At 63.8% G+C, this 25879-nt stretch carries 25 protein-coding genes, 2 pseudogenes and 1 riboswitch; of the genes and pseudogenes, 25 read left to right on the plus strand and 2 right to left on the minus strand.

What is annotated here, in order from left to right:
* The first annotated feature begins 610 nt into the window (after positions 1-610).
* Positions 611-1081 (plus strand): GNAT family N-acetyltransferase, encoded by a 471-nt coding sequence (locus EN850_RS14975; protein WP_136091641.1) that lies wholly within the window; start codon positions 611-613, stop codon positions 1079-1081.
* A 179-nt stretch (positions 1082-1260) separates the two neighbouring features.
* On the opposite strand, the gene EN850_RS14980 is transcribed toward EN850_RS14975, so the two are convergent.
* Entirely contained in the window at positions 1261-1968 is a 708-nt protein-coding gene (locus tag EN850_RS14980; RefSeq protein ID WP_127873230.1) for a hypothetical protein, read from the minus strand.
* 177 nt (positions 1969-2145) lie between these two features.
* Between EN850_RS14980 and EN850_RS14985 the strand changes: the two genes are divergently transcribed.
* From EN850_RS14985 to EN850_RS15095, 20 genes and pseudogenes are all read left to right on the plus strand, one after another.
* A complete protein-coding gene (locus tag EN850_RS14985) occupies positions 2146-3714 on the plus strand; it encodes a glycosyltransferase family 39 protein (protein ID WP_245511827.1) in 1569 nt (522 codons plus the stop codon).
* A gap of 176 nt (positions 3715-3890) precedes the next feature.
* Positions 3891-4409, plus strand: a complete 519-nt coding sequence (gene msrA / locus EN850_RS14990) for a peptide-methionine (S)-S-oxide reductase MsrA (protein WP_135916720.1) — start codon at positions 3891-3893, stop codon at positions 4407-4409.
* Between the two features lie 350 nt (positions 4410-4759).
* On the plus strand, positions 4760-5794 hold the full coding sequence (locus tag EN850_RS15000; RefSeq protein ID WP_189591113.1) for a formyltransferase family protein: 1035 nt from the start codon (positions 4760-4762) through the stop codon (positions 5792-5794).
* 309 nt (positions 5795-6103) lie between these two features.
* A riboswitch (TPP riboswitch) is annotated at positions 6104-6217 on the plus strand.
* Entirely contained in the window at positions 6208-6816 is a 609-nt protein-coding gene (locus tag EN850_RS15005) for a YkoF family thiamine/hydroxymethylpyrimidine-binding protein (protein ID WP_135919344.1), read from the plus strand. (Overlaps the previous riboswitch by 10 nt.)
* A 39-nt stretch (positions 6817-6855) precedes the next feature.
* Positions 6856-7674 carry an ABC transporter permease gene (locus EN850_RS15010; protein WP_189591115.1) on the plus strand — a complete coding sequence of 273 codons (819 nt, stop codon included), beginning with the start codon at positions 6856-6858 and terminating at the stop codon, positions 7672-7674.
* Complete coding sequence (locus EN850_RS15015; protein WP_136091643.1) at positions 7671-8438, plus strand: ABC transporter ATP-binding protein; 768 nt, start codon at positions 7671-7673, stop codon at positions 8436-8438. Before EN850_RS15010 ends, EN850_RS15015 begins: the two co-directional genes overlap by 4 nt.
* Positions 8431-9447 carry an ABC transporter substrate-binding protein gene (locus EN850_RS15020; protein ID WP_136091644.1) on the plus strand — a complete coding sequence of 339 codons (1017 nt, stop codon included), beginning with the start codon at positions 8431-8433 and terminating at the stop codon, positions 9445-9447. The genes EN850_RS15015 and EN850_RS15020 overlap by 8 nt, the downstream gene beginning before the upstream one ends.
* Positions 9448-9485: 38 nt before the next feature.
* Positions 9486-10307, plus strand: a complete 822-nt coding sequence (locus EN850_RS15025; RefSeq protein WP_245525105.1) for an isoprenylcysteine carboxylmethyltransferase family protein — start codon at positions 9486-9488, stop codon at positions 10305-10307.
* A gap of 687 nt (positions 10308-10994) precedes the next feature.
* Positions 10995-11159 (plus strand): DUF3309 family protein, encoded by a 165-nt coding sequence (locus tag EN850_RS15035; RefSeq protein WP_127280942.1) that lies wholly within the window; start codon positions 10995-10997, stop codon positions 11157-11159.
* 270 nt (positions 11160-11429) lie between these two features.
* Positions 11430-11566 (plus strand): annotated as a pseudogene (locus EN850_RS37135) (ABC transporter permease); the annotation flags it as partial.
* Positions 11566-11985 (plus strand): annotated as a pseudogene (locus EN850_RS37840) (ABC transporter permease); the annotation flags it as partial. The pseudogenes EN850_RS37135 and EN850_RS37840, both read left to right, overlap by 1 nt.
* Positions 11972-12244 carry a TOBE domain-containing protein gene (locus EN850_RS15050; RefSeq protein ID WP_246689220.1) on the plus strand — a complete coding sequence of 91 codons (273 nt, stop codon included), beginning with the start codon at positions 11972-11974 and terminating at the stop codon, positions 12242-12244. The pseudogene EN850_RS37840 and the gene EN850_RS15050, both read left to right, overlap by 14 nt.
* A 237-nt stretch (positions 12245-12481) precedes the next feature.
* Entirely contained in the window at positions 12482-13732 is a 1251-nt protein-coding gene (locus EN850_RS15060; RefSeq protein ID WP_136091645.1) for an aconitase X, read from the plus strand.
* On the plus strand, positions 13729-14169 hold the full coding sequence (locus tag EN850_RS15065) for a DUF126 domain-containing protein (protein WP_189591117.1): 441 nt from the start codon (positions 13729-13731) through the stop codon (positions 14167-14169). Before EN850_RS15060 ends, EN850_RS15065 begins: the two co-directional genes overlap by 4 nt.
* Positions 14170-14432: 263 nt before the next feature.
* The gene (locus EN850_RS15070) at positions 14433-15029 is read left to right on the plus strand and encodes a thioredoxin family protein (RefSeq protein WP_135882006.1); all 597 of its coding nucleotides are present in this window, start codon (positions 14433-14435) and stop codon (positions 15027-15029) included.
* A gap of 34 nt (positions 15030-15063) precedes the next feature.
* The gene (locus tag EN850_RS15075; protein ID WP_136091647.1) at positions 15064-16689 is read left to right on the plus strand and encodes an FAD-binding protein; all 1626 of its coding nucleotides are present in this window, start codon (positions 15064-15066) and stop codon (positions 16687-16689) included.
* A complete protein-coding gene (locus tag EN850_RS15080; RefSeq protein WP_135866199.1) occupies positions 16686-17012 on the plus strand; it encodes a ferredoxin family protein in 327 nt (108 codons plus the stop codon). Before EN850_RS15075 ends, EN850_RS15080 begins: the two co-directional genes overlap by 4 nt.
* Before the next feature lie 13 nt (positions 17013-17025).
* Positions 17026-17862: an ABC transporter ATP-binding protein gene (locus tag EN850_RS15085; protein ID WP_135916711.1), complete on the plus strand. Its 837-nt coding sequence runs from the start codon at positions 17026-17028 to the stop codon at positions 17860-17862.
* A gap of 12 nt (positions 17863-17874) precedes the next feature.
* Entirely contained in the window at positions 17875-18780 is a 906-nt protein-coding gene (locus EN850_RS15090) for an ABC transporter permease (RefSeq protein WP_127873219.1), read from the plus strand.
* 35 nt (positions 18781-18815) lie between these two features.
* Positions 18816-19835, plus strand: coding sequence for an aliphatic sulfonate ABC transporter substrate-binding protein (locus EN850_RS15095; protein ID WP_136091648.1), 1020 nt, complete (start codon positions 18816-18818; stop codon positions 19833-19835).
* Positions 19836-19891: 56 nt separating this feature from the next.
* On the opposite strand, the gene EN850_RS15100 is transcribed toward EN850_RS15095, so the two are convergent.
* Positions 19892-20920: a LacI family DNA-binding transcriptional regulator gene (locus EN850_RS15100; RefSeq protein WP_136091649.1), complete on the minus strand. Its 1029-nt coding sequence runs from the start codon at positions 20918-20920 to the stop codon at positions 19892-19894.
* Between the two features lie 356 nt (positions 20921-21276).
* Here EN850_RS15100 and EN850_RS15105 point away from each other — a divergent pair, with 356 nt between their 5' ends.
* From EN850_RS15105 to EN850_RS15120, 4 genes are all read left to right on the plus strand, one after another.
* Positions 21277-22890 carry an extracellular solute-binding protein gene (locus EN850_RS15105; RefSeq protein ID WP_136091650.1) on the plus strand — a complete coding sequence of 538 codons (1614 nt, stop codon included), beginning with the start codon at positions 21277-21279 and terminating at the stop codon, positions 22888-22890.
* An 83-nt stretch (positions 22891-22973) separates the two neighbouring features.
* Positions 22974-23834, plus strand: coding sequence for a carbohydrate ABC transporter permease (locus tag EN850_RS15110; protein WP_015317068.1), 861 nt, complete (start codon positions 22974-22976; stop codon positions 23832-23834).
* Complete coding sequence (locus tag EN850_RS15115) at positions 23831-24790, plus strand: sugar ABC transporter permease (protein ID WP_136091651.1); 960 nt, start codon at positions 23831-23833, stop codon at positions 24788-24790. The genes EN850_RS15110 and EN850_RS15115 overlap by 4 nt, the downstream gene beginning before the upstream one ends.
* Positions 24787-25878 carry an ABC transporter ATP-binding protein gene (locus EN850_RS15120; protein WP_136091652.1) on the plus strand — a complete coding sequence of 364 codons (1092 nt, stop codon included), beginning with the start codon at positions 24787-24789 and terminating at the stop codon, positions 25876-25878. Before EN850_RS15115 ends, EN850_RS15120 begins: the two co-directional genes overlap by 4 nt.
* Position 25879 lies beyond the last annotated feature (1 nt).

Raw genomic sequence — 25879 nt, forward strand, 5'->3', positions numbered from 1 at the left:
GGGGTGAGCAGCCGGTTCGCGTAAGCGAATTCATCGTGCCGGTGGCACGATGAAAGGCCGGCGAACGCCGGGACGCCGCAGAGCAGCGGGGACCCGGCCGGGTCCGCTCAGGACTTGGGTTCCTCGCCCCCGCAAAGCGCGGGAGAGGTGGCCGCGCAGCGGTCGGAGAGGGGCTTCGTAGGGCGCCCGCTTAACCAGGTCGGCGCCATGCCCCTCTCCGTCTCGGCTCCGCCGAGCCACCTCTCCCCCCGCTTCGCGCGGGGCGAGGAAACCAAGCTTTCCAAGGACAGCCCTCATGTCCCGTCACGTCACCTTCATGACCATCGACGATGCCGCGCATTATTCGCCCGGGGAACGTGCGGCGATCGTCGCCGCCTCTCGGATATTCTGTTCGAGGTGATCGTGCGGAGGTTCAGGCGCGCGGCGGAGGAATAGCCCGAGACTTTGCTCGGCGTCGAAAATCTGCACCTGTCGGTTCTATCGAGCCAAAGCCCGCTTCGGTTCGCGCCGAGGCGGGCTTTTTGCATTTGTGGCTCCCGACCGGCCACTGCTATATCCCGACGCAAGGCTGCCGCGTTCGCGGCGGCGTTGATTCAGTTTGGATTTGCGGATGCACATTGAACGATATGACGGGGACCGCGACGCGTTGCGGCCGCTGTTTGCCCTTGCCGACGATTCATCCATGCAGATCTCCAGCTATATCGGTCAGGGCGAGGTGCTCGTCGCGCGGGATGGCGGGAGGATCGTCGGCCATGCGCAGATCATCGAGACAGGCGACGGCGGTGTCTTCGAACTCAAGAGCCTTGCCGTGCGTCCGGCAAGACAGAGCGAGGGGTTGGGGCGTGCCCTTGTCGCGGCGGCAATCATCCGCTGCCGCGAGTGCGGCGGCCGACGCCTGATCGTTTCGACGGCGAGCGCCGATATCGGCAACCTGCGATTTTACCAGCGGCAGGGCTTTCGGATGTACCGCATCGTTCGGGATGCGTTCGGGCCATCGACCGGTTATCCCGAAGGCCTGCTCGTGAACGGCATTCCGTTGTGCGACCAGGTGGTCTTTGAACGGGATCTCGGCGCCGATTGACGATGGCGGATTGCCCGCATGTGTTGCAATGCCATTGGACTAGCGACAGCCATCGCACACAACCAATAGCCCGCTCCGGTTCGCCGGGGCGGGCTATCGGTGTTTCTGGGCCTAACGCGCATCTTCGGATTTTTCATGCATGGCGTGCTCCAAAGCCGGGTTACTTCGGTAGACCTGCCTTAGGCCAGGATGTTGACGGCGCGGGCCGCGACCAGCGCGATCGTCAGCAGCGAGATCATCGCCTCCGCCATCATCAAAAGCTTGGCGCGCCGGGAAAGCGGCAATGTGTCGGTTGGTGAAAACGCCGTCGCATTGGTGAAGGCGAGGAAGAAATAGTCGACGAAGCCGGGCAGCCAGTCGCGGATCTCGCGATCATTCAGGGTCATTTGCGGAAACAGGAAATCGGCATGGGCGCGTTTGACCAGGCCGCAGGTCGGCGGCCCGCCCCGGTCGGTGCTCCAGAACCACAAGGCAAAGACGATCACGTTGGTGACCCAGATGTTGAGCGCGTCGACCAGCAGCGTCTGGCCGCTGGAGCCGGCATGGCCAGCCAGCAAGGCACGCACCAGGAGCACCAGCGAACCGCAATTCATGACGCTGACGACGCCGGTCATCACCAGGGCCGTCCGGCGGATCATGACGCGAAACCGTCCGACCAGATACCAGTGCTCCTCCTCGACCGCTTTCTGGGTGGCGGCCTGCGTCCAGGCGGTGGCCACGGACAGCGGCGCGAGCAGGGCGGCCTCCAGCGCCGGCGCCAGCCAGCGGGGGCCGAATGAAAGATCGTTGATGACCAGAAGCTGCAGGCAGATGATGACGAGGACCGCCGCGCGCGCCAGCCAGAAGTCGAGCGCGCGGTGGTGAATGACGGCATGCGGGTGACGCATCGAATATCCGGGATTTTCTAGTGGGATTAGGTGTGCGGGCTGTTCTGCCCGGTACTGGCAACGGGACGCCGAAGTTCCCGCTCAATCTTGGTCTTGCAATGACCTGCAAGTATACTTTTTTGTAAGCTTTGACGTTGGGGCTGTTCGGCAAACCGGGCAATGTGGTTTAAGCCGCGCATGGCGGGAATTGACGACTCCATCGATCGTTGGGTGCCGGCAGGGCTGCCTGCCGTGGCGCTGGACTCGTCGTCGTTCTGGTCCGCCCTGCTTCGGCACCCCTGGGGTTTGCTGGCACTTTTGTGTCTGGTGCAGACGCTGTGCTGGACCGTGGTGCCAACACTCATCGATCCCGCACCGCCCGGCGATGTCGTGGAAGGCTTCATGTGGGGCCGCGAATGGGTGCTTTTGACCTACAAGCACCCGCAGCTCCCCGGCTGGCTGCTCGAGGCCAGCCATCTCCTGACCGGATCGTTCCGCTGGCCGCAATATCTGCTGGCCCAACTGACGATCTCGGCCACGTTCGTCCTGGTCTATCTGCTGGCCCGCGACATGCTCGGACAACGCCGCGCGCTGGCCGCCGTGCTTTTGATGCCATCGGTCTATTTCTTCGGCTGGCCGACGCCGCAATTCAATCACGACTATGCGCAGATGCCGTTCTGGGCCGCGATCTGCTGGCTGCTGTGGCGCGCCGGCCGCGGTGGCGGGCCAGGCTGGTGGCTGGCGCTCGGACTGGTGTCGGGCGTCGGGCTTTATGCCAAGTTTTCCACCGGCCTGCTGCTTGCCTTCGGCGCTCTCTGGCTGCTGTCCGACGCGCGCGCGCGCAGTCGGCTGGCGACGCCCTGGCCGTGGCTTGGCCTGGCCGTTTGTCTCGCGGTCGCCGCGCCGTTGGCCATCGCACTCTACCGCATCGATTTCCTGCCGTTGACCTATTTCGCCGGCCGCGATGCCTGGGTAACCGAGCACCGTGCGCGCCTCTACTATATCGGTGTCCAGCTGGCCGGGTTTTCCGGCTTCCTCCTGGTGCTGGCGATATCAGGGCTGCTGCGGCGTACGTCGGCTCCGCAGGACCCCGTCGAGCGCGGTAAGCTGGTCTATCTCACCTGGATGGGACTTGGGCCGGCGACGCTGATCATGGTCGCCTCTTTGTTCACCGGCACCGGCGAGGCCTGGGGCGCGCCGATGTACAATCTCGTCGGCGTCGTCGCGCTCGCCTTTCTCGGTCACCGGCTCGGTGCCCCCGAGATGCGAAGGTTGGCGATCTGCGCCTTCATCTGCATCGTGGCCATGTCGGGGGCCTATGCGGCCATCCGCTGGACGGATTGCAATGTGCGCGGGCGGATGGACGCCGTCTGCTGGCCGGCGCGGCCGATCTCGGACGAGGCCGAGGCGGTGTGGCACGCCGCGGTGCCCGGCCGGCTCGACATTGTCGGCGGCGATACCAATCTTGCCATGCTGGCGGGCCTCAACGCCTATGACAAGCCGTCGATCTTCACCGATCTCGATATGCGGTTCGCACCCTGGATCACGAGGCAGCGGTTGCGCGACCATGGCATGCTGATGGTTTGGTCGGGTCCTCACGTGCCGTCGCAGCTGCGGGCATGGTTGGACAACGTTCCGGTCAAGACCGTTCTTTTCAACTGGTCGCGCGAGGCGCCGCCTGTGGCGATCAGTTTTGCGGCCATTCCGCCTGGTATCCGATATCTGCCGGTCGCCGCCAGCAGCCGGACTCGGCATCCGCGCATCTAAGGTTTCCCCGTTCCTTAGGGGGCGCCTTTCACCGGTATAGCCGAATGGCCCGCTCGTCCGACTGGACGAAGCAGGCGACAATGCCCATTTATGGGACTATCCAAATTTGTTGTCGCGCAATTCCCCGGGGAACGCCGCTACAGTTTTCCCGGAATTGCCTTTTGAGGAGACGTTACATGGCGACTTCGAGCGAACGTGCAGTGCTTGCCGGCGGCTGTTTCTGGGGCATGCAGGATCTGATCCGGCGCATGCCGGGCGTCCTCGCCACGCGTGTCGGCTACAGCGGCGGCGACGTGCCGAATGCCACCTATCGCAATCATGGCACGCATGCCGAAGCCATCGAGATCAGCTTCGATCCGGCGAAAATCAGCTTCCGCCAGCTTCTGGAATTCTTCTTCCAGATCCACGATCCGACGACGCGCAACCGCCAGGGCAACGATGTCGGCATGAGCTATCGCTCGGCAATCTACTACACCAGTGAGGAGCAGAAGCGTGTGGCGGAGGACACCATCGCCGATGTCGATGCCTCTGGCCTGTGGCCCGGCAAGGTTGTCACCGAGCTCGCTCCAGCCGGAGCGTTCTGGGAGGCCGAGCCCGAGCACCAGGATTATCTGGAGAAGTATCCGAACGGCTACACCTGCCATTTCGTCAGGCCGGGTTGGAAACTGCCGGTTCGTGAAAAGGCCGTTTCATAAGGCTCGCGGATCAGTCTTTGCGGCAGTGGGTTTAAGCGCCCGCCGATTGCCGCGAGGCCATATCAATAGCGGCTGTCAGCCCCGCCCGGCGGTTGACAGTCCGCGGCACTGCTGACCAACTGCGCGGGTTGATTGATTTCAGGGGGAGCATGAGGAAACTCTACGAAAAACCTGTGTTGGTGAAGCGGGAAAGGCTCTCAAGTGTCGCCGCGGCAGGACCGCTTTCTCCCAAACCAGGCTGACGGCTCGGCCGGTCTTTTGGTAGTGACTGGACCGGTTCGTTACGGTGCTCGGATTGCCGGGCGATGTCTTGCCCCGCCGGATTTGAAAAGATGATTTCTTTCGAGCCTGTGGCCGGCGCCCGGCAGCTCAATGCAGTTTTCATCCTGGATGTTTCTGCTTACACCGGGCCCCTGCTTTCCGGGTGGGTGGAGGCGGGAAACCGTATTGGCGCGATCATCGTGCCTGGCTTTCAGCGCCCATCCAGAGGCTTCAGCATTGGCAATTTTCGGCGCCGGCTGAGGCGCCAGCTTCTGCTCAGGCGCTATCTCGGCAACACACCGGTGAAGTTGATCGAATTCGGCCGGCCTTACGACTGGGACGAGCTTGGCCGGCAATTGCCTGACGTCGCCGCGGATGTACTGATCTGCTACGCTTTCCCGACCCTGATCCCACAACAACTGCTCAGCCTCTTTCCCAAGGGCGGGCTTAATTTTCATCCAGCGCTGCTGCCCAACTACCGGGGTCCGCATCCTCTCCATCGCCTGGTCGCGGACGGCCAGCATGCCGTCCATGGCGGCGTGACATTGCACAAGATGTCCGCCAATTTCGATGACGGTGACATCCTCGGACAGGTGCCGTTCTGCGAAGCACACTGGGCAACGCGGCGGGATGTGGCCGACAGCGTGGCGACCGCGATGCGCGCGTTGGTGCGCGAGGTGGCGCCAGCCTATTGCGAGGATTTGGTGTCCGGGACGCGGCAGCCAACCGGTGATTTCGTCTGGGCGCGACTTGAGCGGAACCACATGGCGATTTCATCCGACATGTCGATCGAGCACGTTGCCCGATTGTGGCACGTCCTGGGCGGCAATCCCGGTATCTATCTGGACGTTGCCGGCCGCGAGGTCCGGTTGGCCTTTCAGATCGCGCGACTGGGTCCGGCAATTGGAAAGAGGCCGGTCAGGCGATGGGGGAGGGTGGAGTTCGATCTTGCCAATGGCCGGGTTCGATACCTCACCTATGGCCGCCTGCTCAAACGGTTGATGAAAATCCACGCCGCATTCGCACGGCCAAAAGCCGGAAAACCGTGCCCCGAAATAAGAGTGTTTGGCAAAGTAGCCAGCGAATCGGCGCCAGAGGTACCGCCGGCCGGTCGTGGCGGATAGTGAAGCCAATGCGCATGGCGGAACTTGCGTCCGCGCTTTTCCTGCTGCGAAAACTACTTACCGCAGTTCTTGTCGTTCACGGTCGGCGCGGTCGCCCTGCCATTGGCATCCGTCCGCGTGCTGGTCGGGCAATTCTGGTCCGCGTTGGAATTTCATGTCGCCCGGCGTGATGGTCGGGCTGTTGGCTGCGCCCGGATCGAGACAAATTCCGGGCCGTCAACACCCGGTTGCGCCTGCGCTGGCGCAATGCTTTTGGCGCAGCTTGCTGAAAAAACAGCTTCCCCAACCGATCGAATGGTGCTTTAACGCCGCCATCCACAGGGGTGCTCCGTACGGTCGGGGCTGAGACGGGGGCGGCAAGCCCACAGACCCTAGAAGCTGATCTGGGTAATACCAGCGGAGCGAGGCGGGCGATGTTTTCAGGCGCACAGGTTTCCCTATATCCCATGGCCGACGATTTTGTCGGCGTCATCCTGGGTGCGCTCGGCGCGCTCGATCCGTATCGCGACAAGCTCAGGATCGAGACCGACGACATCTCGACCTTGCTGGTCGGGCCCCCCGAGGTGCTATTCCCGGCGCTGCGCGACCTTTTCGTGGCTGCGTCTGGCAGCGGTAAGCATTGCGTGCTGTCGGCGACCATTTCGCGTGGTTGCCCAGGTGAGCCGGACGATCCGATCTGCCGCTCCGACACGTTTGGCGGCCCTGCCGGGCCACTCGGCCCGCGCAAGCAAGCCGCCATTTCCGCCGTGCGCGGCGCGCCCGCCACTGGGCAGCCAGCGGCGGCGCAGTTCTCGCTCTATGTGATGGGCACGGACGACCACATGGACGAGATCTATGGCTGCATCGATTTCCTGAAGCAGTCCGGCGTCTACGATCGCTCCAAGAATTTCTGCACCAAGCTGCGCGGCGATGCCGGCGCGATCTTCTCGGCGCTCGACGAAGCCTTCTGCCGCTTCGGACCAGGCGCCGGCCACGTAACCCTCGACGTCACGGTTTCGGCCAACAGTCCCACTGCCGTTTGAACCGTTCGCGCCGACGCGCGCCGTCAAGGTCATCCTCTCGTGGCTTCATCGTCGTTCAACCCGCGTCAACTCGCGGGCTTCCTCGCCCAGGCGGCGCCGGCCGTGATATCGATCGGCCTGGTGCTCGTGGCGTGGGAACTCTACGCAAACCATTCCGGCATCAAGCCGACGGTTCTGCCGGCACCCTCGCGCGTCTTCGAACAGGCGATGCTCAATCGTGACGCGCTGCTCGACAACGCCATTCCCACCATCCGCGCCACGCTGATCGGTTTTGCCTGCTCGCTCAGCGCCGCCTTCGCGCTGTCGATGCTGGTCGACTTCTTCCAGCCTTTGCGGCGCGCGCTGTTTCCTGTCTTCATAGTCAGCCAGACCTTGCCGCTGGTCGCCATCGCGCCATTGGTGGTGCTGTGGTTCGGCTTCGGGCTGACGCCCAAGATCATGCTGGTGGCACTGGTCACCTTCTTCCCGATGCTGGTGGCCCTGGTGCAGGGCTACGAGGCTACCGAGGTCGAGATCGGGCAGATGCTGCGCGCCATGGGAGCAGGGCGCTGGCGGGTCTTCATCCTGGCACGGTTGCCTTCGGCGCTGCCTTATTTCTTCGCTGGCCTCAGGATCTCCATCACCTATGCCGTCGTCGGCGCCATCTTCGCCGAATATGCGGGCGCGGCCAAAGGGCTGGGCATCTACATGCTCAACGCCAAAAACAATTTCCGTCCCGACCTGGTGCTCGCCGCCGTCGGCGTCAGCGCGGCCCTTACCCTCGTCCTGTTCGGGCTGACGGTGGTGGTGCAGCGACTTGCCATGCCATGGGAAAGAGCCGCTGGCAGGCAAGCCGCCGGAAAAGGCCCGCAAGCATGAGCCGGCTCGAATTGCGGCATATACGCAAGGCCTTTGGCGGGCTCGAAGTGCTCGCCGACATTTCGCTGCGCGTGGATGCCGGCGAATTCGTCTCGATCCTTGGGCCTTCGGGTGCCGGCAAGTCGACGCTGTTCCAGCTTCTGACCGGCGCCGAGCATGGCGAGGGTGAGATGTTTTTCGACGGCGCGCCGCTCGACGATCATGGCAGGCATTTCGCCTTCATGCCGCAGCGCGACGCGCTGATGCCGTGGCGGCGCATCCTCGACAACACGACGCTCGGGCTCGAGGTGCAAGGCGTCCACCGCAAGGCAGCGCGAGCGCGTGTCGCACCGCTGTTTGCCGAGTTCGGGCTCGCCGGCTTCGAGCGGCATTTTCCGGCGCAGCTTTCGGGCGGCATGCGCCAGCGCACGGCGCTGCTGCGCACTGTCGTGCAGGAACGCGACATGTTGCTGCTCGACGAGCCGTTCGGCGCGCTCGATGCCCTGACCCGCGCGGCCATGCAGCGCTGGCTCGAACAGATGTGGCGGCACCATCGCTGGACGGCGTTGCTGATCACCCACGATGTGCGCGAAGCCGTGTTCCTCTCCGACCGCATCTATGTGCTGTCCACGCGGCCGGCCCGTGTCGTGCGCGAGATCAAGGTGCCACTGCCGCGCCCGCGCGATCCGACCAGCGCCGCCACACGGCGGGCCGGAGAACTCGAGGCCGAGATCCTCGACATTCTGCTCAACCTCCAGCCAACCAAAGGACATGACCATGATTGACTTGACGCGCAGGCAGGCTCTGCTGCTCACCCTTGCCGGTAGCGTACCGCTGATCACCGGATCGAGCCGCTCCTTCGCGGCAACGCAAAAAGTCACTGTCGCGCTGGACTGGACGGTCAACACCAACCACATCGGGCTGTTCGTCGCGCGCGAAAAGGGTTTTTATCGCGAGGTCGGTCTGGACGTCGATATCGTGCCTTACAGCGACACCGGCGCCGGCACGCTTGTCGCCAACCGCGTCGCCGATTTCGGCATCAGCGGCACCATCAGCCTGTTCACCCAGAAGACCGCCGGCGCCGACTTGAAGGCCGTCTATGCCGTCGTGCAGTCCGAAACCGGTCGGCTGGTGTTCAATGCGGCGCGCAGCGAGATCAAGAGCCCGAAGGATCTGGATAGCCTGACCTATGGCGGTTTCGGCAGCGCCTGGGAAAACGCACTGATCTCGACCATCATCCGGCATGATGGCGGCAAGGGCGATTTCGAGACGGTGACGCTCGGCACTTCCGCCTATGAGGCGCTGGCCAACGGTTCGGTCGACTTCACGCTCGAAGTGTCGACCTGGGAGGGCGTCGAAGCCGAGCTCAAGGGCGTCAAGCAACGCAGCTTCGTCTATGCCGACTATGGCGTTCCCGACGAGCACACGACGCTCATCTCTTCGAGCGAAGCGTTTCTCCAGGCAAACCCCCAACAGGCGTCGTCCTTCATCCAGGCAACGCGGCGCGGCTATCAGTTCGCGGTGGATCACCCAGAGCAAGCCGCCACGCTGCTGATAGCCGCCAACAAGGATGCCCTCACCAATCCGGCGTTGATCCAGGCTTCGCTGAAGGCACTGATCGACGGGCACTATCTGCGCGGGCAAGACGGCACCATCGGCATCATGGATCCCGCCAAGATGGAAGCGATCGGCTCCTATCTCCTCGCCGCCGGTATCCTGCACGATGCCGATGGCAAGGTTGTCGCGCAACGTCCGGATTTTGCGGGATATTTCAGCAATGGGTACCTCAAGTAGGGCGTCGGTGCAGAGGCCGCGAAAGGTCATATCGCGAGATGCTGAAAGACCGGGTACGGCCTTGCCGTTCGGCGGCTTTGACCCGGTTTGATGCCGATCTGATCTTCTCGGTTAACGGCACGGCAATGGTTACGTGCAAAGGTCGCCCCCGAGGGATCATCGGGATGCTTGCCTTGCTCATGTCAAAAAGTGAAGCGCTTTCGCGTGCAGCAGACAAAGGGCTTTTGTCGGCGGCGCGCAAGCACGAGATCATGCTCGACTTGCGCGAAGGCTTCTTTCGCGCCTGTGCGCTGCTGTGCGCGGCGCTGTTCGTCTATCGCGGCGTCTATCAGCTTCTCGAGGATCCGACCCGGCTCAACACCGCGCTGGTGGCGATTTCCGAGATACTCACTTTCACCTGGCTGCTGCTGTCGCGGCGTCCGGTCACGCGTGACTGGAATCTGCTTACCGTCATCGTTTCGGTGACAGCCAGTTTTGGCGTTGCGTTGATCAGTCTCAAGCCAGGCATTGCGCTGATTCCTCTCTACGTCGCCGCGCCGTTACAGATCATCGCATTGTTGTTCGTTATCTGGGGCAAGATCTCGCTGGGGCGCTCTTTTGCGATCCTGCCGGCCAATCGCGGTGTGATGACAGGCGGTGCCTATCGGCTGGTGCGGCATCCGATCTATGCCGGCTACCTCGCCGGCCATGTGCTCTACCTCCTGTCGGCCTTTTCCTTCCACAATCTCGCTGTCTATGCGGTCATCACCTACATGCAGCTGTATCGAATCCTGCGCGAGGAGGCCTTGCTGGCCGCCGAGCCGGAGTATCGCGCTTACATGGAACATGTACACTACCGGCTGTTCTACCGGTTATTCTGAAGGCCAGGCTGTGAGGGTTGGCCAACAGGCTCATCAGCGTCCAGTGGTCGGAGCTGCTCCCCAGGCGAGGGCGCTGTAGCTCGGCGCTCCGGTCGGCGGCAGCAACGGCGCGAATGCCGGGCCGGCGTCAATATCGGAGATTCGGGCGGCATCAACGCCGGGCTCGGCGCCAATGCTGGTGGAACAGGCGGTATCAACGCGGGGCTTGGCGCCAATGTTGGCGGTACTAGTGGTGTCGGCGTCGGCGTGGGCATCGGCAACGTAACCAATCCCAGCAACCCGTCGAACGTGGGCATATCGCCCAACCCTAGCCAGCTCAACGTTCCGCGTGCCGTGGCCCAGGTGTCGAGCTCCCAGCTGAGGCGCATGAAGAAGCGCTGCGTCGACGTTCTCGGCAGCGAGGGGACTTATGACCGCGACCTGCGCCAGCTCTGCCTGCTGATCGCACGCCGCTGAGGTTGAAGGAGGCTGCGGAACCAGCCCTGAGGCTTTGACCGCACTCTCCTGGCCTCCGACCGGTCGGAAAGCCGCCGTCCAGGCGGGCTTTCTGCTTTGCGGGCTGGATGCTCCGTAGCCGGGATGGCCCGGGGGAACGCCAGCTCCCCTAAAACGTTCATACCTTACAACATCTGAAATAGCGCGATGTTGAAACGGCGCGAAAGCGCGCATTTAGGAGCTGGGAAAGTCATGGGTCTCGGAACAATACTTATCATCATTCTAATCCTCGCGCTGCTTGGCGGCTTCAGCGGTATCGGTGGTGGTCCGTTCTACGGAACCGGCTATTATGGTGGCGGTGGTCTCGGACTTGTGCTGATCATCATCATCATTCTTGTCGTCCTGGGCCGCATTTAGCAGTTCGATCACGGGAGCAATCGCGATCGCGTGACCGCGCTTACGTTGCCGAGCACCGGATTGTGATGCATCAGGCATTTCGCGGGGTTCAGGTATGGTGATCGCGGTCCACACCTCCCGTGAAAACAAGAGGAGAGGGTCCACCCCTTCATCCTCCCCAAGGCCCGCTCCGGCTTCCCGGAGCGGGCCTTTTTTCGTCAAAGCGGTTCCTCGAAGGGCGGCTCCGGGCGAATTGCGATGAAGCGTCCCTGCGCTGGTGGTTGACAGAATTGGCTTGGCACGGTCATCGAGGACCAGTTCGTCGCCGTGTTCACTGGCCGCTCGGGGAAGCACTGTCCTTCTTCCTGCTCGCCGTCGTGCTGGTCATCCTGGCGGTGGCTTCGCCGCTGCTGCGGAGGGTGGCGTGATGGCGACGACGCGCATCCTCGAATGGCTGGGTCGCCTCTATGTCGGGCTGCTGCTCGCCTTCCTTTATTTGCCTATCATCATGGCGCTGATGTCGTTCAACGTCTCGCCCTTCTATCAGCTGCCGTTCGAATGGACGACCGAGTGGTACGCCTCGCTGTGGCAGAACGACCAGCTGATCGCGGCGACCTGGAACAGCATCGAGATCGCGGTCATCACCACGATCATTTCAACCGTGCTCGGCTCGGCGGCGTCGCTGGCGCTCTTTCGTCATGAGTTTCGTGGCAAGAAATTCCTGCAGGCGCTGCTGTTTCCGCCGATCGCCATTCCTTGGCCGATCACCGGCACGGCGATGCTGATCTTCTTCTTCGGCGTCGGGCGCGGCCTGTTCGCCATCCTGCTCGGCCATGTCGCGCTGGCCAGGGGCAGGCTGGGCCGTGCGGCCCGAGCGCATCCGCATTGCCGCCGATGCCGGGCCCGTGGATGCCGCCAATGTCAACATGCTCGAGGGGCAGGTGTCGAAGTCCATCTTCGCCGGCAACAACAGCACCTATTTCGTCGAGCGCGCCGGACAGACGCTGAAGGTCATCGTGCAAAATACCGGTGCCGACAGGCTGGCGGAGGGGCAGGATGTGGTGCTGCGATGGTCGCCGGAGAGCACGGTGTTGATTGGCGGTTAGGATGGAGTCGACGATTGGGATGGTTGGTGTTCCTTGGCGCCCCCCTCTGCCCTACCGGACATCTCCCCCACGAGGGGGGAGATTGACTGTCATCGCCGGTTTCGCAAATCTCTCACGTCGCAAAAAACGAGCGCCAAGGCTGAAGCCGCCGATCTCCCCCCTCGTGGGGGAGATGCCCGGTAGGGCAGAGGGGGGCGCTGTCCCGCCATACGGTCGGGTAGGCCTAGGAGCACATCGATGACGCTTGAATTGGATGCCCGCGACCAATCCATGCTCGACGGCGAGCACGGCCCGTCCGCTGCGGCGGCCATGAAAATCCTGGCCGCTTTTTCCAACGCGATCGGGGCAAACAGCCTGCTCGACATCACCGGCGCCCATATCGACGGTTGCCTCTATCACGGCAAGGCAGGGCTCGATTTCGTCGAACGGCTGGTCGAAGGCGGCGGCCGTGTTCAAGTGCCGACGACGCTCAATGTCGGGTCGTTCGACCTCATCCATCCCGGCATGGTGAAGATGCCGGCGGCGGAGGAAGCACCGGCGCGGCGGTTGATGAAGGCGCATCTCGAGCTTGGCTGTCAGGCGACATTCACCTGCGCACCCTACCAAACGCGGTTCCGACCCAAATTCGGCCAGCAGATCGCCTGGGGGGAATCCAATGCCATTGTCTTCGCCAATTCGGTGATCGGCGCGCGCACCAACCGCTACGGCGATTTCATCGATCTGTGCTGCGCCATGACAGGGCGCGCACCGGCCTGGGGCCTGCATCTCAGCGAAAACCGGCGCGGCCGTGTCCTGTTCGAACTGGACATTGCCGAGCTGGAACCGACTGACAGCCTGTTCGTCGGCGTCGGGCTGATCATCGGGCAAGCCAGCGGCGACCGCGTTCCGGTGATTGCGGGCCTGCCCAGGCCGCGCGACGAGGACCAGTTGAAAGCGCTCGGTGCCGCGGCGGCAACGACAGGCGCGGTGGCGCTGTTCCATGCGGTTGGCATCACGCCGGAGGCCGGAACCGGCGACGAGGCGTTTCAAGGCATGGTGCCCGAGGAGATCGTCCGTATCAGCAGCGCCGACATCGACCATGCATTGGCCAAGCTGTCGATGGTGCCTGACGGTGCGCCGCTCCGCGCCGTGTCGCTGGGCACGCCGCATTTCTCGCATGAGGAATGGATGCGCCTGCTGCCGCTGCTGCGCGAGGCAGCACCAGGCAAGGGGATCCCGATCTACGTCAACACCGGACGCGCGACGCTGACACGATTGCAGGAGGAGGGGGCGCTCGATGGCATGGAGGCATTCGGCCTGATCCCGGTTGCCGATACCTGCACCTATGTCACCTCGATCCTCGAACGTCTCGACGGCGTGGTGATGACCAATTCCGGCAAATGGGCGCATTACGCGCCGGGCAATATCGGCGTGACCGTCGCCTTCGCCGAGATGAGGGACTGCATCCGCTCCGCCGCGGCTGGCCACGTCGTGCGGGGTGTGTCGTGACGCGCCGGATTGAAACGGGCGCGGCAGAACGGCTGGGCACTTTCCAACTGGCCGGGGCCGCCGAAGGGCAGGCCTTGGTGTTCTCGCAGCCGCTCAGCTTCTGGGGCGGCATCGACGCCGAGACCGGCGACATAACTGATCATTCGCATCCAGGCCTTGGCCAGAATGTCGCCGGCAGGATCCTCGTCATGCCGAGCGGCCGGGGATCGTCATCCTCGTCCTCGGTGCTGGCCGAAGCGATCCGCAGGGGCACGGCGCCAGTGGGTATCATTCTGGAGCGGCCGGACCCGATCCTGGCGGTGGGCGCTATCGTCGCCGAGTTTCTCTACGACATTCGAATGCCGCTTGTGGTGTGCGATATTTCCGGCATTGGGTCCAGTGATCGGATTTTCATCGGTGTTGGTGGGGATGGCGCGGCGGTCGTTCGCAAGGTCTAGGAACATGAGCTCCTAATCAAGCTCGGCGCTGACATCGCGGATGGAAGCCGCCGCTGCTTCCCAAGTCTCATTTCTTCCAAGGCCGCCTTCTCTCGAACAAACCTGCCGGCGCGGCGCCGAACATTGGCACGATATTCTAAGCTGCGCGGTTGACCGTGGACGTGCTCTGCGGCGTATAATTCTACTAAATTCATAGACTAACTGCGGGCGCCTAGGCGCTTGCAGCTTGCTCTTGTGAAAGCCAGGCTGAAGAGAGACCATCGATGCCGAAGACAGAATCCAATCCGATCGAGCTTGGCACCAGGGCTGCCGACTTCCTGTTGCCCGACGCGCATGGCGTGCTGCACCGGCTGGCCGATTTCGATGTCAGGCCGGCCTTGCTCGTTGCCTTCATTTCGAACCGTTGCCCCTTTGTCGTGCTGATCCGCGAACAGCTCGCCGCATTCGCAAGAGACTATGCGGCCAAAGGGCTGCAGGTGGTGGCGATCAACGCCAACGACCATCTGGAGCATCCCGAGGAGACACTGGCGCGGATCGGCGAGGAGTCTGAAAAGGTCGGTTATTCCTTCCCCTATCTGAAGGACGCCTCGCAGCAGGTGGCGAAAGCCTATGGCGCGGCTTGCACGCCCGACTTCTTCCTGTTCGGCGCCGATCGCCGGCTCGCCTATCACGGCCAGTTCGACGACGCGCGGCCAGGCAACGGCAAGCCGGTGACCGGTGCTGATCTGCGCGCGGCTGTCGACACGGTGCTGGAAGGCGGCAGGCCCGCCGCAAGCCAAGTGCCGTCGATCGGCTGCAACATCAAATGGAGCGCCGGCAATGAGCCGGTGTGGTTCTCCGGTGCGGCCCGCGCCGCATAGCGCCGGCCACGTCGCACTCCTTCGCCGAGCATCCATGCCCAAGTCGCAAAAATCAGCTTCCGACAACTTGCATCTCCAGGCCGATGTGCTGGTGCTGGGCGGCGGTCCGTCGGCGGCCTGGGCGGCGGTGGCGGCGGCCGACAGCGGCGCCAAGGTGGTGCTGGCCGACAAGGGCTATCTCGGCACCAGCGGCGCCACGGCGCCTTCCAACACCGGCACCTGGTGCGTGCCGCCGGGCGACAACAGGCATGCCGTGGTGGAGCGGCGCTGGCAGCGCACCGGCGAACTCGCCGACCAGCGGTGGATGCTGCGTTGCGTCGACACCGCCTACCGCAATCTGCTCAGGCTTTCGGAGTGGGGTTATCCCTTCCCAAGCGAGGATGACGGGCGGCTCTACATCGCCAATCTGCGCGGGCCGGACTACATGCGCTTCATGCGCCGCCGCGTGCTGCTGGCCGGCGTAACCGTGCTCGACCATCATCCCGCGCTCGAACTCCTGTCCGACGGCGATGCCATCGTCGGCGCAGGCGGTGTCGCCCGGCAGGCGGGCCATGACTGGCGCGTCGACGCCAAGGCCGTGGTGCTGGCGACCGGCGGCTGTGCGTTCCGCGAGCGCATCCTCGGTGGCACCGGGCTGACCGGGGACGGCTATCTGATGGCGGCGGAAGCGGGCGCCAGCCTTTCCGGCATGGAATTCACTGGCAAGTACACGTTGGCGCCGTACGGTTCCTCGCTGAACAAGGGGTTGCCGTTCCGCTGGGCCTCGTTCCATCGCGAGGATGGCTCGCCGATCCTCGGACCCACGGGCGAGCCGTTGCGGAACGGCATCGGCGACCGCGAGGACGAGGTGGCGCGCGCACTGATCGACGGTCCAGTCTATGCGCGGCTCGACCAGGCCGAACCGGCGTTGCAGGGCTGGCTGCGTCAGGGTCAGCCGAACTGCTTCGTTCCCTATGACCGGGCCGGTATCGATCCGTTCAGCGATCTGTTCCGCATCACGCTGCGTGCCGAAGGCACGGTGCGCGGCACTGGCGGCATCGACATTGTCTCCGACGATTGCGCCACAGGCGTGCCCGGCCTCTATGTCGCCGGTGACGCCGCAGGCCGCGAGATCATGACCGGGGCGGTGTCGGGCGGTGGCGCCGTCAATTCCTCCTGGGCGCTGGCCAGTGGCTGGTGGGCAGGCAAGGGCGCATCGACCCATGCCAAGCGCCGCGCCGGCAAGGCGTTTCGGGGCACCGTGCAACCGCTCGGTCAGGCCGGGCTGCGTCCTGCGGCAACGCCGCGCGCCGATATCGCGGCGGGCGAGGTCATCGAGGCGGTGCGTAACGAAGTGACCCCACTCGACAAGAACTTCTTCCGCAGCGGCGCTGGCCTGGAAAAAAGCAGCGAGCGGCTGGAGAGCGTCTGGCGCGATGTGCGCGACCATCTGCGGGGCGAGGGAGCGGACAAGGTCCGCGCACGCGAGGCGGCATCGATCGCCGCTGCCGGGCGCTGGTCCGTGGCCTCGGCATTGCACCGCACCGAGAGCCGCGGCATGCACCGCCGCACCGATCTGCCGGGCAAGAGCCCAGCCTTGGCGCGCCGCCTGATCATCACCGGTGTCGACGCGTTCCGTATCGAAGGGACGCCCGAGCGGCCGGCGGAGCTGGCATCATGATCGAGATCGTCTCGGCCACGCGCTGCGTGGAATGCGACATATGCGTCAAGGTATGCCCGACCAATGTCTTCGACGCGACCGAGCATGGCGCCCCCGTCATCGCACGCCAGGACGACTGCCAGACCTGCTTCCTCTGCGAAATCTATTGCCCGACCGACGCGCTTTACGTGGCCGAGTTCGCCGAAGGGCCGACCGGCATCACTGAGGTGGAGGTCGAGGAACGTCTTCTGTTCGGCAGCTATGCCCGCGCGCTCGGCTGGGCGCGCGGCAAGGCCGGCGGCTCCCAGTTCGACCCGACGCACCGCATCCGCGTGGCGCAATAGGAGGCGAGGGACCATGGACCGCATCGTCGTCAACGACATCAGCAAGACCTTCCAGCTCAAGCCGGGGCAGTTCGTCACTGTCGACGGCGAGGCAAGCGACCGCGTCACCGTCCTCGACGGGGTCGATCTTGCCATCCGCAAGGGTGAGTTCATCACGCTGGTCGGTCCGAGTGGTTCGGGCAAGTCGGTGCTGCTCGACATCATCGGCGGGCTGACGCAGGCGACGGGTGGCGAGGTCCAGCTCGACGGCAGGCGGATTACAAAGCCTGATCCGAAGACCGGCTATGTCTTCCAGCAATATGCGCTGTTTCCCTGGCGCACGGCACTGGCAAACATCGAATATGCGCTGGAAGTGCGCGGCGTCGCCAAGGCCGAGCGGACGGCGACGGCCCGGCATTTGTTGTCGCTGTTCGGCCTTGCCGGCTTCGAGGACCGTTTTCCCAATCAGCTGTCCGGCGGCATGCAGCAGCGCGTGGCGATCGCGCGCGCCTTGGCCAGCAATCCGGAAGTGCTGTTGATGGACGAGCCCTTCGCCGCGCTCGACCAGCAGACGCGTGAGCTGCTGCAGGGCGAGCTGTTGCGCATCTGGGGCAAGATCAAGACCACTGTCATCTTCGTCACCCACTCGATCGACGAGGCGATCTTCCTGGCCGACCGCGTGGTGGTGATGACGGCGCGGCCCGGCGCGGTGAAGGAGATCATCGATATCGACCTGCCAAGGCCACGCGACGGCGATATCCGCGCCAGCACCGAATTCAACCTGTATCGCGCCCGCGTCTGGGACGTGCTGCGCGACGAGGTCAACAAGGCGCAGAAGGACTGGACGCTGTCGCCGGCCTTCAGCCATTGAGGAGCTAGACCCATGGCCTATCTGACCGAAAAGCTCGGCCCCGCCATCGGCTTTCGCAGCGCTGCCGGCGAGGCTGCGGTTTCGACGAACGTCCCTGCGATCAAGACGCGCGGTGTCGCCGCGGGTGCCAAGGTTCGCGGGAAGGGAGCGCATGCCGGCACCTTCCTTTATGGCTTGCCGCTGCTTGGCCTGTTCTTTCTCTCCTGGGAGATCGCGCCGCGGCTCGGCTGGCTGAACCGCATCTTCTTCCCGCCATTGAGCGAGGTGCTGATCGCCTGGTGGGCGTTGCTCGCCTCGGGCGTGCTGGTCGAACATATCGGCATCAGCTTGCAGCGCGCCGCGATCGGCTTTGCGCTCGGTGTGGTGGTGGCCATACCGCTCGGCCTCTTGATGGGCCGCTATGCGCTGTTCGAGAAGGTCAGCGATCTTCTGGTGCAGACGCTGCGCAACACCTCGCAATTCGCGCTGCTGCCGGTGTTCATCCTGTTGCTCGGCATTGGCGAGGAATCGAAGGTGGCGATCACCTTCTACTCCTCGGTGTTCTTTCTCCTGGTCAACACTATCAGCGGGGTCAAGTCGGTCGATCCGCTGCTTATCAAGGCGGCACGCTCGATGGGTACGTCCGACTTCGACCTGTTTCGAAAAGTCATCCTGCCGGCGAGCATTCCCTCGATCGTCGCCGGCGCGCGGCTGGCGGTCAAATCCTCGCTGTTCGCGGTCATCGGCGCCGAGATGCTGGCGGCCAAATCCGGTCTCGGTTTCCTCATCCAGAACTCGCAGCTGATGATGGAAACGGCCGACATGTATGCGGGCATTTTGACGCTCACTGTCATCGGGCTGACCGTCAACTACCTGCTCGTCTGGTTCGAGCGCTGGGCCACGGCCTGGAAGGGGCAGTCCGAGTCTTCGCTCATTTAAGCCATCCATTCATACCAATCAGGAAGGATTTTTCCATGACCAGCATCGCATTCGATGGATTTCGCCGGCTGCTCCTCAAGGGCGCCATTGCCGTCGTCATAGGCCTTGGCGGCATGCCGGCCTTCGCGCAGGACAAGCCCGATGTCATCCGCATCGGCAGCACCGCGCCCGGGCATCTCAAATTCATCCTCGCCCAGAAGGATGGCTGGTGGGAAAAGGAATTCGCCAAGGACGGCATCAAGGTCGAACTGGTGACCTTTAATGGCGGCTCGGAGGCAACGACGGCGCTGGCGACCGGAGCGATCGAGTTCACCTACACCGGCAACAACCCGGCGCTGCGTGTCGCCGCCTCCGGCGCCGACGTCAAGCTGATCGGCCTGTCGAGCTATGTCAGGACAGGCGGCTCCTACATCGTCGTCAAGACCGATTCTCCGCTGAAGACATTGCAGGACCTCAAGGGCAAGAAGGTCGCCTATCTTACCGGCACGGTGCGGCATTCAAATTTCAGCAAGGCGTTGAACAGCGTCGGCCTGACGACGAATGATGTCGAGGGTCTGAACCTGCCTTTCGAGGCATCCGGCCCGGCACTGCTGCGCGGCGACATCGACGCCATCGTCGAGACGGATTCGACGGCGGCCAAGCTGGTCGATACCAGCGAGGCCCGCATCCTCTTCGACACCGGCACCCATCCGGAATGGAACGTGCCCAATGTCATCTCGGTCAACGGCGCCTTCGCGGCGAAATATCCCGATCTGGTCAAGCGCCTGCTGAAGGTCGATATCGAGATTTCGCGCTGGGCCGACGCTCATCCCGATGAGACGATCAAGACCTTCGTGGAGGCGACCAAGTCGTCGGAAAAATCGGTGCGCAAGACTTATGCCGATGGGGCGTTTCACCAGGACCCGAAACTCACCGACGATGCGATCGAGGCCCTGAAGGGCGAGGAAAAATTCATGGCCAGCGCCGGGCTTTTGAAAGGCTCGATCGATTACGGCAAATGGATCGACAAGAGCTTTGTCGACGCCGCCGCGGCGCAAGTCGCCGCTGTCCAGTAAGCCGGAGTGATCGGGGCAGCGCGCGTTCGCGGCGCTGTCCCGTTCGTCCGAGGATATCAAATCTCCGGGATGTTCTCCTTGAAGATCACCTGCAGCCTCGGCTGGTGCAATTCATAGGGCAGCCCCCGGACGGCATGGGTCAGGATGTTGAGCGCCTCGCGGGCCTCGACGCGCGGGTTCTGGTCGATGACCGCGTCGAGCGTGCCGTCGAGCAGCAATTCCTTGGTGCCGTCCGTCGCCTCATGGCCGAGGAAAACCATGGATCGCGCACGGCCGCGCTCCTTGAGCGCGCGCGCGATGCCGGTGTTGCCGGCGCCGACATTGTAGATCGCGGCAAGGTCCGGGTGCCGCTCCAGAAGGGCTGACGCCTCCGAATAGGCCTTTTCGCGGTCGTCGAGCATTTCGCGCATCTCGACGATCTGCAGGTTGGGTGACTCTTCCGTCAATATGTGCCGGAATCCCATCTCGCGTTCCTCATGGCCGCGATAGGACAGCGAGCCGGCGAACAGTGCCACCTTGCCGGGGCGTCCAGACCCCATGAAACGGTTGAGCAGATAGCCGGCCAGCCGCCCGGCAGCGCGGTTGTCGATGCCGATATAGGCGACTCTCGGCACATGCAGGATGTCGGAGGCGATGGTCACCACCTTGACGTCGTTGGCCGACAGCGAGCGGATCGCCTCGCGCACCGTCGGATGGTCGAGCGCGATGACGCCGACGCCTTGCGTCTGGCCGCGCAGATCCTGCAGCAGGCGGGCGAGCCGGTCGGGATTGAAGCCCTCTATGGTGGCGATGTGGACGTCGAGATCGGGGCGCGCCGAGGCCTGCGCCTCGATGTGGCGGTGCAGCATCTTGATGAAGGAATTCGTGCCCGCCGGCAGCGCGAAGTCGAGGCGGATGACCTCGCCGGGCGAGGGCCGCGGCGGCGCTCCGTTCGGGCTTTCGGCGATGTAGCCGAGGCGCTGCGCCATCTCGAGCACGATCTCGCGTGTACGCGCCCGCACGCCGGGGCGGTTGTTGAGCACACGGTCGACGGTGGCGGCGGAGACGCCGGCTTCCCGGGCTATGTCAGTCAGGGTGGAACGCACCGTCTTCATCTCCTCAATGCATCAGGATCACGCAATGCCGGCTGCCGGTCCGACGGCGCCAACGCCTCGCTATCCGCGATTCTGATGGGAAATGATTTATCCGGCCTTGGCCGATGCGCAAGCCGCCAGGCTAAATCAAGTCGCCGGGCACGATCGTGCCGGGAAGGGAAACCACATTTCCCATCAAATCGAGGCATCTGGAGCGGCGTATAAACCCCGGTATGACGCATTTCCTCGCCTCATTGCGACGTTGTGAGGTATTTTGATTATTTATGATGTTGACAGTCTTCCGATACTGCCGTCAATATCCCTCATGGGCTCGTGGAGGAAACGTTGGCCCTGAGGGAGGAATTCCAATGTCTGATCTGATCCGCATCTCGCGGCGCCGGTTGTTGGCGTCCGGAGGAAAGGCCGCGGTGTTCGTCGCCGCGACAGGTATCGCACCCCAATTCATTCGTCCCGGCCGCGCTTATGCAGCCGACGCACTGGCGCCCGGCATGATCGGCGGGCCGACCGGCTTCGACGGTGCGGAGCGTTATCAATACGGCCCCGACACGCCGGAAGGCCGCGCGGTCGAGGCCGCCAAGGCGCTGAAGGGGGCCGGCAAGGCGCCGGCCAAGATCGTGCTTGGCCTGTCGGACGGCTCGATCGGCCAGCTCACCCAGCCTTTCCCGGCCGGCGCGCCGTCGATCAAGGAGCTCTGGGAAAAGGAGACCGGCATCCCGATCGAGATCGTCGGTCTGCCGAACGGTCAGGAATTCACCAAGACCATGCAGGACATCTCCACCAAGGGTGGGGCCTACGACATCTACTCGACGGAGTGGAACCGCCTTGGTGATCTGGCGGAGACCGGCGGCATCGCCAAGCTCGACGACTTCGTCGCCCAGTACAAGCCCGAATGGGACGATCCCAAGACCGGCTATGTCGACGGCGCCAAGGGTGTATCGCTGCTCAACAAATATCGCGGCTCGAACTACGGCGTGTCGCTGGACGGCGACTTCCAGACCTGGGTCTACCGCACCGACCTATTCGGCGACGAAGCTGAGAAGAAGGCCTTCAAGGACAAATACGGCTACGATCTGGCGCCGCCGAAAACCTGGAAGCAGCACGGCGATATCGCGGCCTTCTTCCAGCGTCCGGACAAGGGCCTGTTTGGCTCCACCGACCTGCGCAACCAGGGTTGGGGCTATACCAACTGGTACCAGCGCTACGTGTCGATGGCCTCGCCCAACCAGTTCCTGTTTGGCGATGACGGCAAGCCGCTGATCAATTCCGAACGCGGCATCGCGGCCACGAACGAGTATGTCGAATCGCTCGCCCACCATTCGCCGGATGCGATCTCGTGGGGCTGGCCGGAGCAGTACGGCAATTTCGCCAAGGGCGGCGCGGCGATGACCTGCGCTTTCTCCAACCTGCCGAAATTCCTCGACAATGCCGGCAACAAGGACTCCAAGGTCACCGGCAAGATCGGCACGATGCTGCCACCCGGCCGCGAGATCGACGGCAAGCTGATCAGCCGCTCGGTGCTCTGGTTCTCGCTGACCGGCATGGTCTCGTCGCAGTCGAAGAACCAGGAGGTCGCCTATCTCCTGCTGCAATGGCTGGGCTCGGCGCGCATCTATGCCTGGATGAGCGCCAACCCCGGCGGCTATCTCGATCCGTTCCGGCTTTCGGATTTCTCCGATCCGCTGGTGCGCCAGACCTATCATGCCTACCACATGGACGTGGTGCGCGAGACGGTCGCCCGAACGGTGCCGACCATCAACTATCCCGGCGCCACCGCCTTCCACAACGCGCTGGACGAAAACCTCATGGCCTCGCTGACCAAGGCCAAGACGTCGGAGCAGGCGATGGCCGACACCGAAACCGAGTGGAAGAAGATCGCCCGGCGCATCGGCGAGGACAAATTGCTCGAAGCCATCAGGACCAACAAGGAGGCCTGGCCGACCGTTCTCGATCCGATCAGCTGATCCGTCTCCCTGGATCAGATCCGGAGGGGGAGGGGCGAAAGCTCTTCCCCTCCGCAACCGACGCCACCAGCAAAAGCAGCCAGATGAAGCGTTCCGTCCCCTTCGAGATATTCCGCTACGCCGCGATCCTGGCGGCGATGGCCGTCACGCTGGTGCCGATCCTGTGGATGGTCTCGATGGCCTTCAAGCCGATCGCCGAATGGTCGGCGACGGGTGCGGACCTGACATGGTGGCCGAAGAACCCGACGCTCAGCAATTTCCAGTTCGTGTTCGGCGAATCCACCAACAATCTGATCGTGGCGCTCGACCGCACCGCGCTGAAGCCGATCCTGTCGTCACTGCTGTCGGCGGTGTTCGGCACCGCGATCGCCATGTCAGCGGGCACGGCCGCCGCCTACGGCCTGTCGCGCTTCGGCTCCGGACAGAACCTGCCGCTGGCGCTGATCCAGCTCAGGCTGTTTCCGCCGATGGCCGTCATGATCCCCGTGATGATCATGTGGGCCTTCCTCAATTTCACCGACAGCTGGTGGGGGCTGGCGCTGATCTATGGCATCGTCACGCTGCCGTTCGCCTTCTGGCTGATGAAGACCTTCTTCGACGACATGCCGCGCGAGATCGAGGAGGCCGCCTTGGTCGAGGGCTGCTCGCGGCTGCGCGTCTTCACCCGCATCACGCTGCCGATGATGCGTGCGCCGCTGGCGAGTGCGGCACTCTTCGTCTTCATCCTCAACTGGTCGGACTATCTGATCGCGCTGCTTCTGACGACGCGCGAATGGGTGACGATCCCTGTCTACATGGCCTCGCTGTCATCCTCGATGACCGGCCAGCTCTATGGCGCCAAGGCAGCACTCGGGCTGATCGCCGCCGTACCGCCAGTCATCATGGGCATCGCCATCCAGCGCCACCTGGTGCGCGGGCTGACCTTCGGGGCGCTCAAGCAATGAGCGCCGTGACCGTGGCTATTTCGGAGGACGAGATGGGCGCCGTGCGCGGCAAGCCAGTCCTGCGCGACGAAGGCACGCGGCTGGGCTTTCGCCTGACCTTGCCGGCGCAGATCCTGGTGCTGTTCATCTCTGCCTTTCCGCTCCTGATGCAGCTCTACATCAGCGTCACCGACTGGTCGCCGCTCTCGGGCCTCGGCTGGTGGAACGCCTGGGAGATGTGGAACAGCTTCGCCAACTACACCGACCTCGCCGCCGACGCGCGCTTCTGGAGCGCGCTGAAGCGCACTGCCATCGTCATGATCGTCTGCGTGCCAGCCGAGTTCCTGCTCGGCCTGGCGCTTGCGACGCTGTTCGCCGACGATTTTCCCGGCAAGCGCATCTTCTATTCGATCCTCTTGATGCCGATGATGGTGGTGCCGGCGGTGGCCGGCTACATGTTCTTCATGCTGTTCCAGTCAGGCGGCCCGGTGAACGACATCCTGTCGGCAGTCACCGGCACGCAAGTCACCATCGCCTGGCTGTCGGACCCGACGCTGGCGCTGATCGCGGTGATGATCGCCGATATCTGGCAGTGGACGCCGCTGATGTTCCTGATCCTGCTCGCGGGCCTCGTCGGCGTGCCGGAGGACCAGATCAAGGCAGCGACGCTGCTCGGCGCCAATCCCTGGCAGCGCTTTACCACCATCGTGCTGCCGAAGATGAAGACGATCATCATCATCGCGCTGGCGATCCGGGTGATCGAGAACTTCAAGATCTTCGACACGCTCTACATCATGACCGGCGGCGGCCCCGGCGTCGCCACCGAAACCATCTCCGTCTACATCTACAAGGTCACCACGCAGGACCTGATCTGGGGCTATGTCGCGGCGATCGCGCTCGCCATCCTGGTCGTGCTCTCCATCGTCGCCGTGTTCGCCATGAAGCGCATGGCGCGGGCAAGGCAGGTGCCGGCATGAGCACGATCCAACTCAAGCACCTCACCAAGACATTCGGCGACTTCACGGCGCTGAAGACCATGGACCTCGACATATCGGATGGCGAGTTCATGGCGCTGCTCGGGCCGTCCGGCTGCGGCAAGTCGACGACGATGAACATGATCGCCGGCATGGAAGAGCCGAGCAGCGGCAAGATCCTGTTCGGCGAGCGCGACATGGCCGGGGTGCCGATGGGCCGGCGCGGCGTCGGCTTCGTGTTCCAGAATTATGCCATCTTCACTCACATGACGGTGCGGCAGAACCTTGCCTACGGGCCGAGGATGCGGGGCGCCGCCAAAGCCGAGATCGACCGGCGCGTCGGTGCCATCGCCGAACTGCTGCAACTGACGCCGCTGCTCGACCGCAAGGCCGACAGGCTCTCGGTCAATATCCTGCAGCGCGTGGCGATCGGCCGCTCGGCAATCATGGAGCCGGCGATCTTCCTGCTCGACGAGCCGCTGTCCAATGTCGACGCGGCCTTCCGCGCGGTCATGCGCACCGAGCTGAAACAGCTGCAGCGCCAGTTCAAGCAGACCATGGTCTATGTCACCCACGACCAGTTGGAAGCCATGACCATGGCCGACCGCATCGCGGTCATGGACCATGGCGTGCTGCAGCAGGTCGGCACGCCGCTCGAAGTCTACAACAATCCGGCCAATGTCTTCGTCGCCCGCTTCATCGGCGCGCCCGGCATGAACCTGCTCAAGGGCAGGCCGGCGGAGAGCGACCGGGGTCTGGTCGTCGATCTCGGGCCGCTGGGCATCACGCCGCCATTGCCGGATGAGCTGGCGGCCAGCGTGCGCGGCGCAGGGGGCGAGGTCCTCTACGGCTTCCGGCCGGAACAGGTGGCCTTGGCCCAAGACGGGCGCGGGCTTGCCATGCCTGTCACCTTCGTCGAACGCATCGGTGCACGTACCATCGTTCATCTCGGACAGGGCGAGGGCGCAGTGAAAGCGGTGTTCGACAATGATGTCGGGTTGTCGATCGGGCAGGCCGCCGTCGTCGCACCCGCGGCGCCATCGGTGCGCGTCTTCGACGCCGTCAGCGGCCTTGCGATGGGGGCGGGCTGAG

It is taken from the genome of Mesorhizobium sp. M8A.F.Ca.ET.207.01.1.1, from assembly GCF_004794715.1.
In the GTDB taxonomy this organism is placed as follows: Bacteria; Pseudomonadota; Alphaproteobacteria; order Rhizobiales; family Rhizobiaceae; genus Mesorhizobium.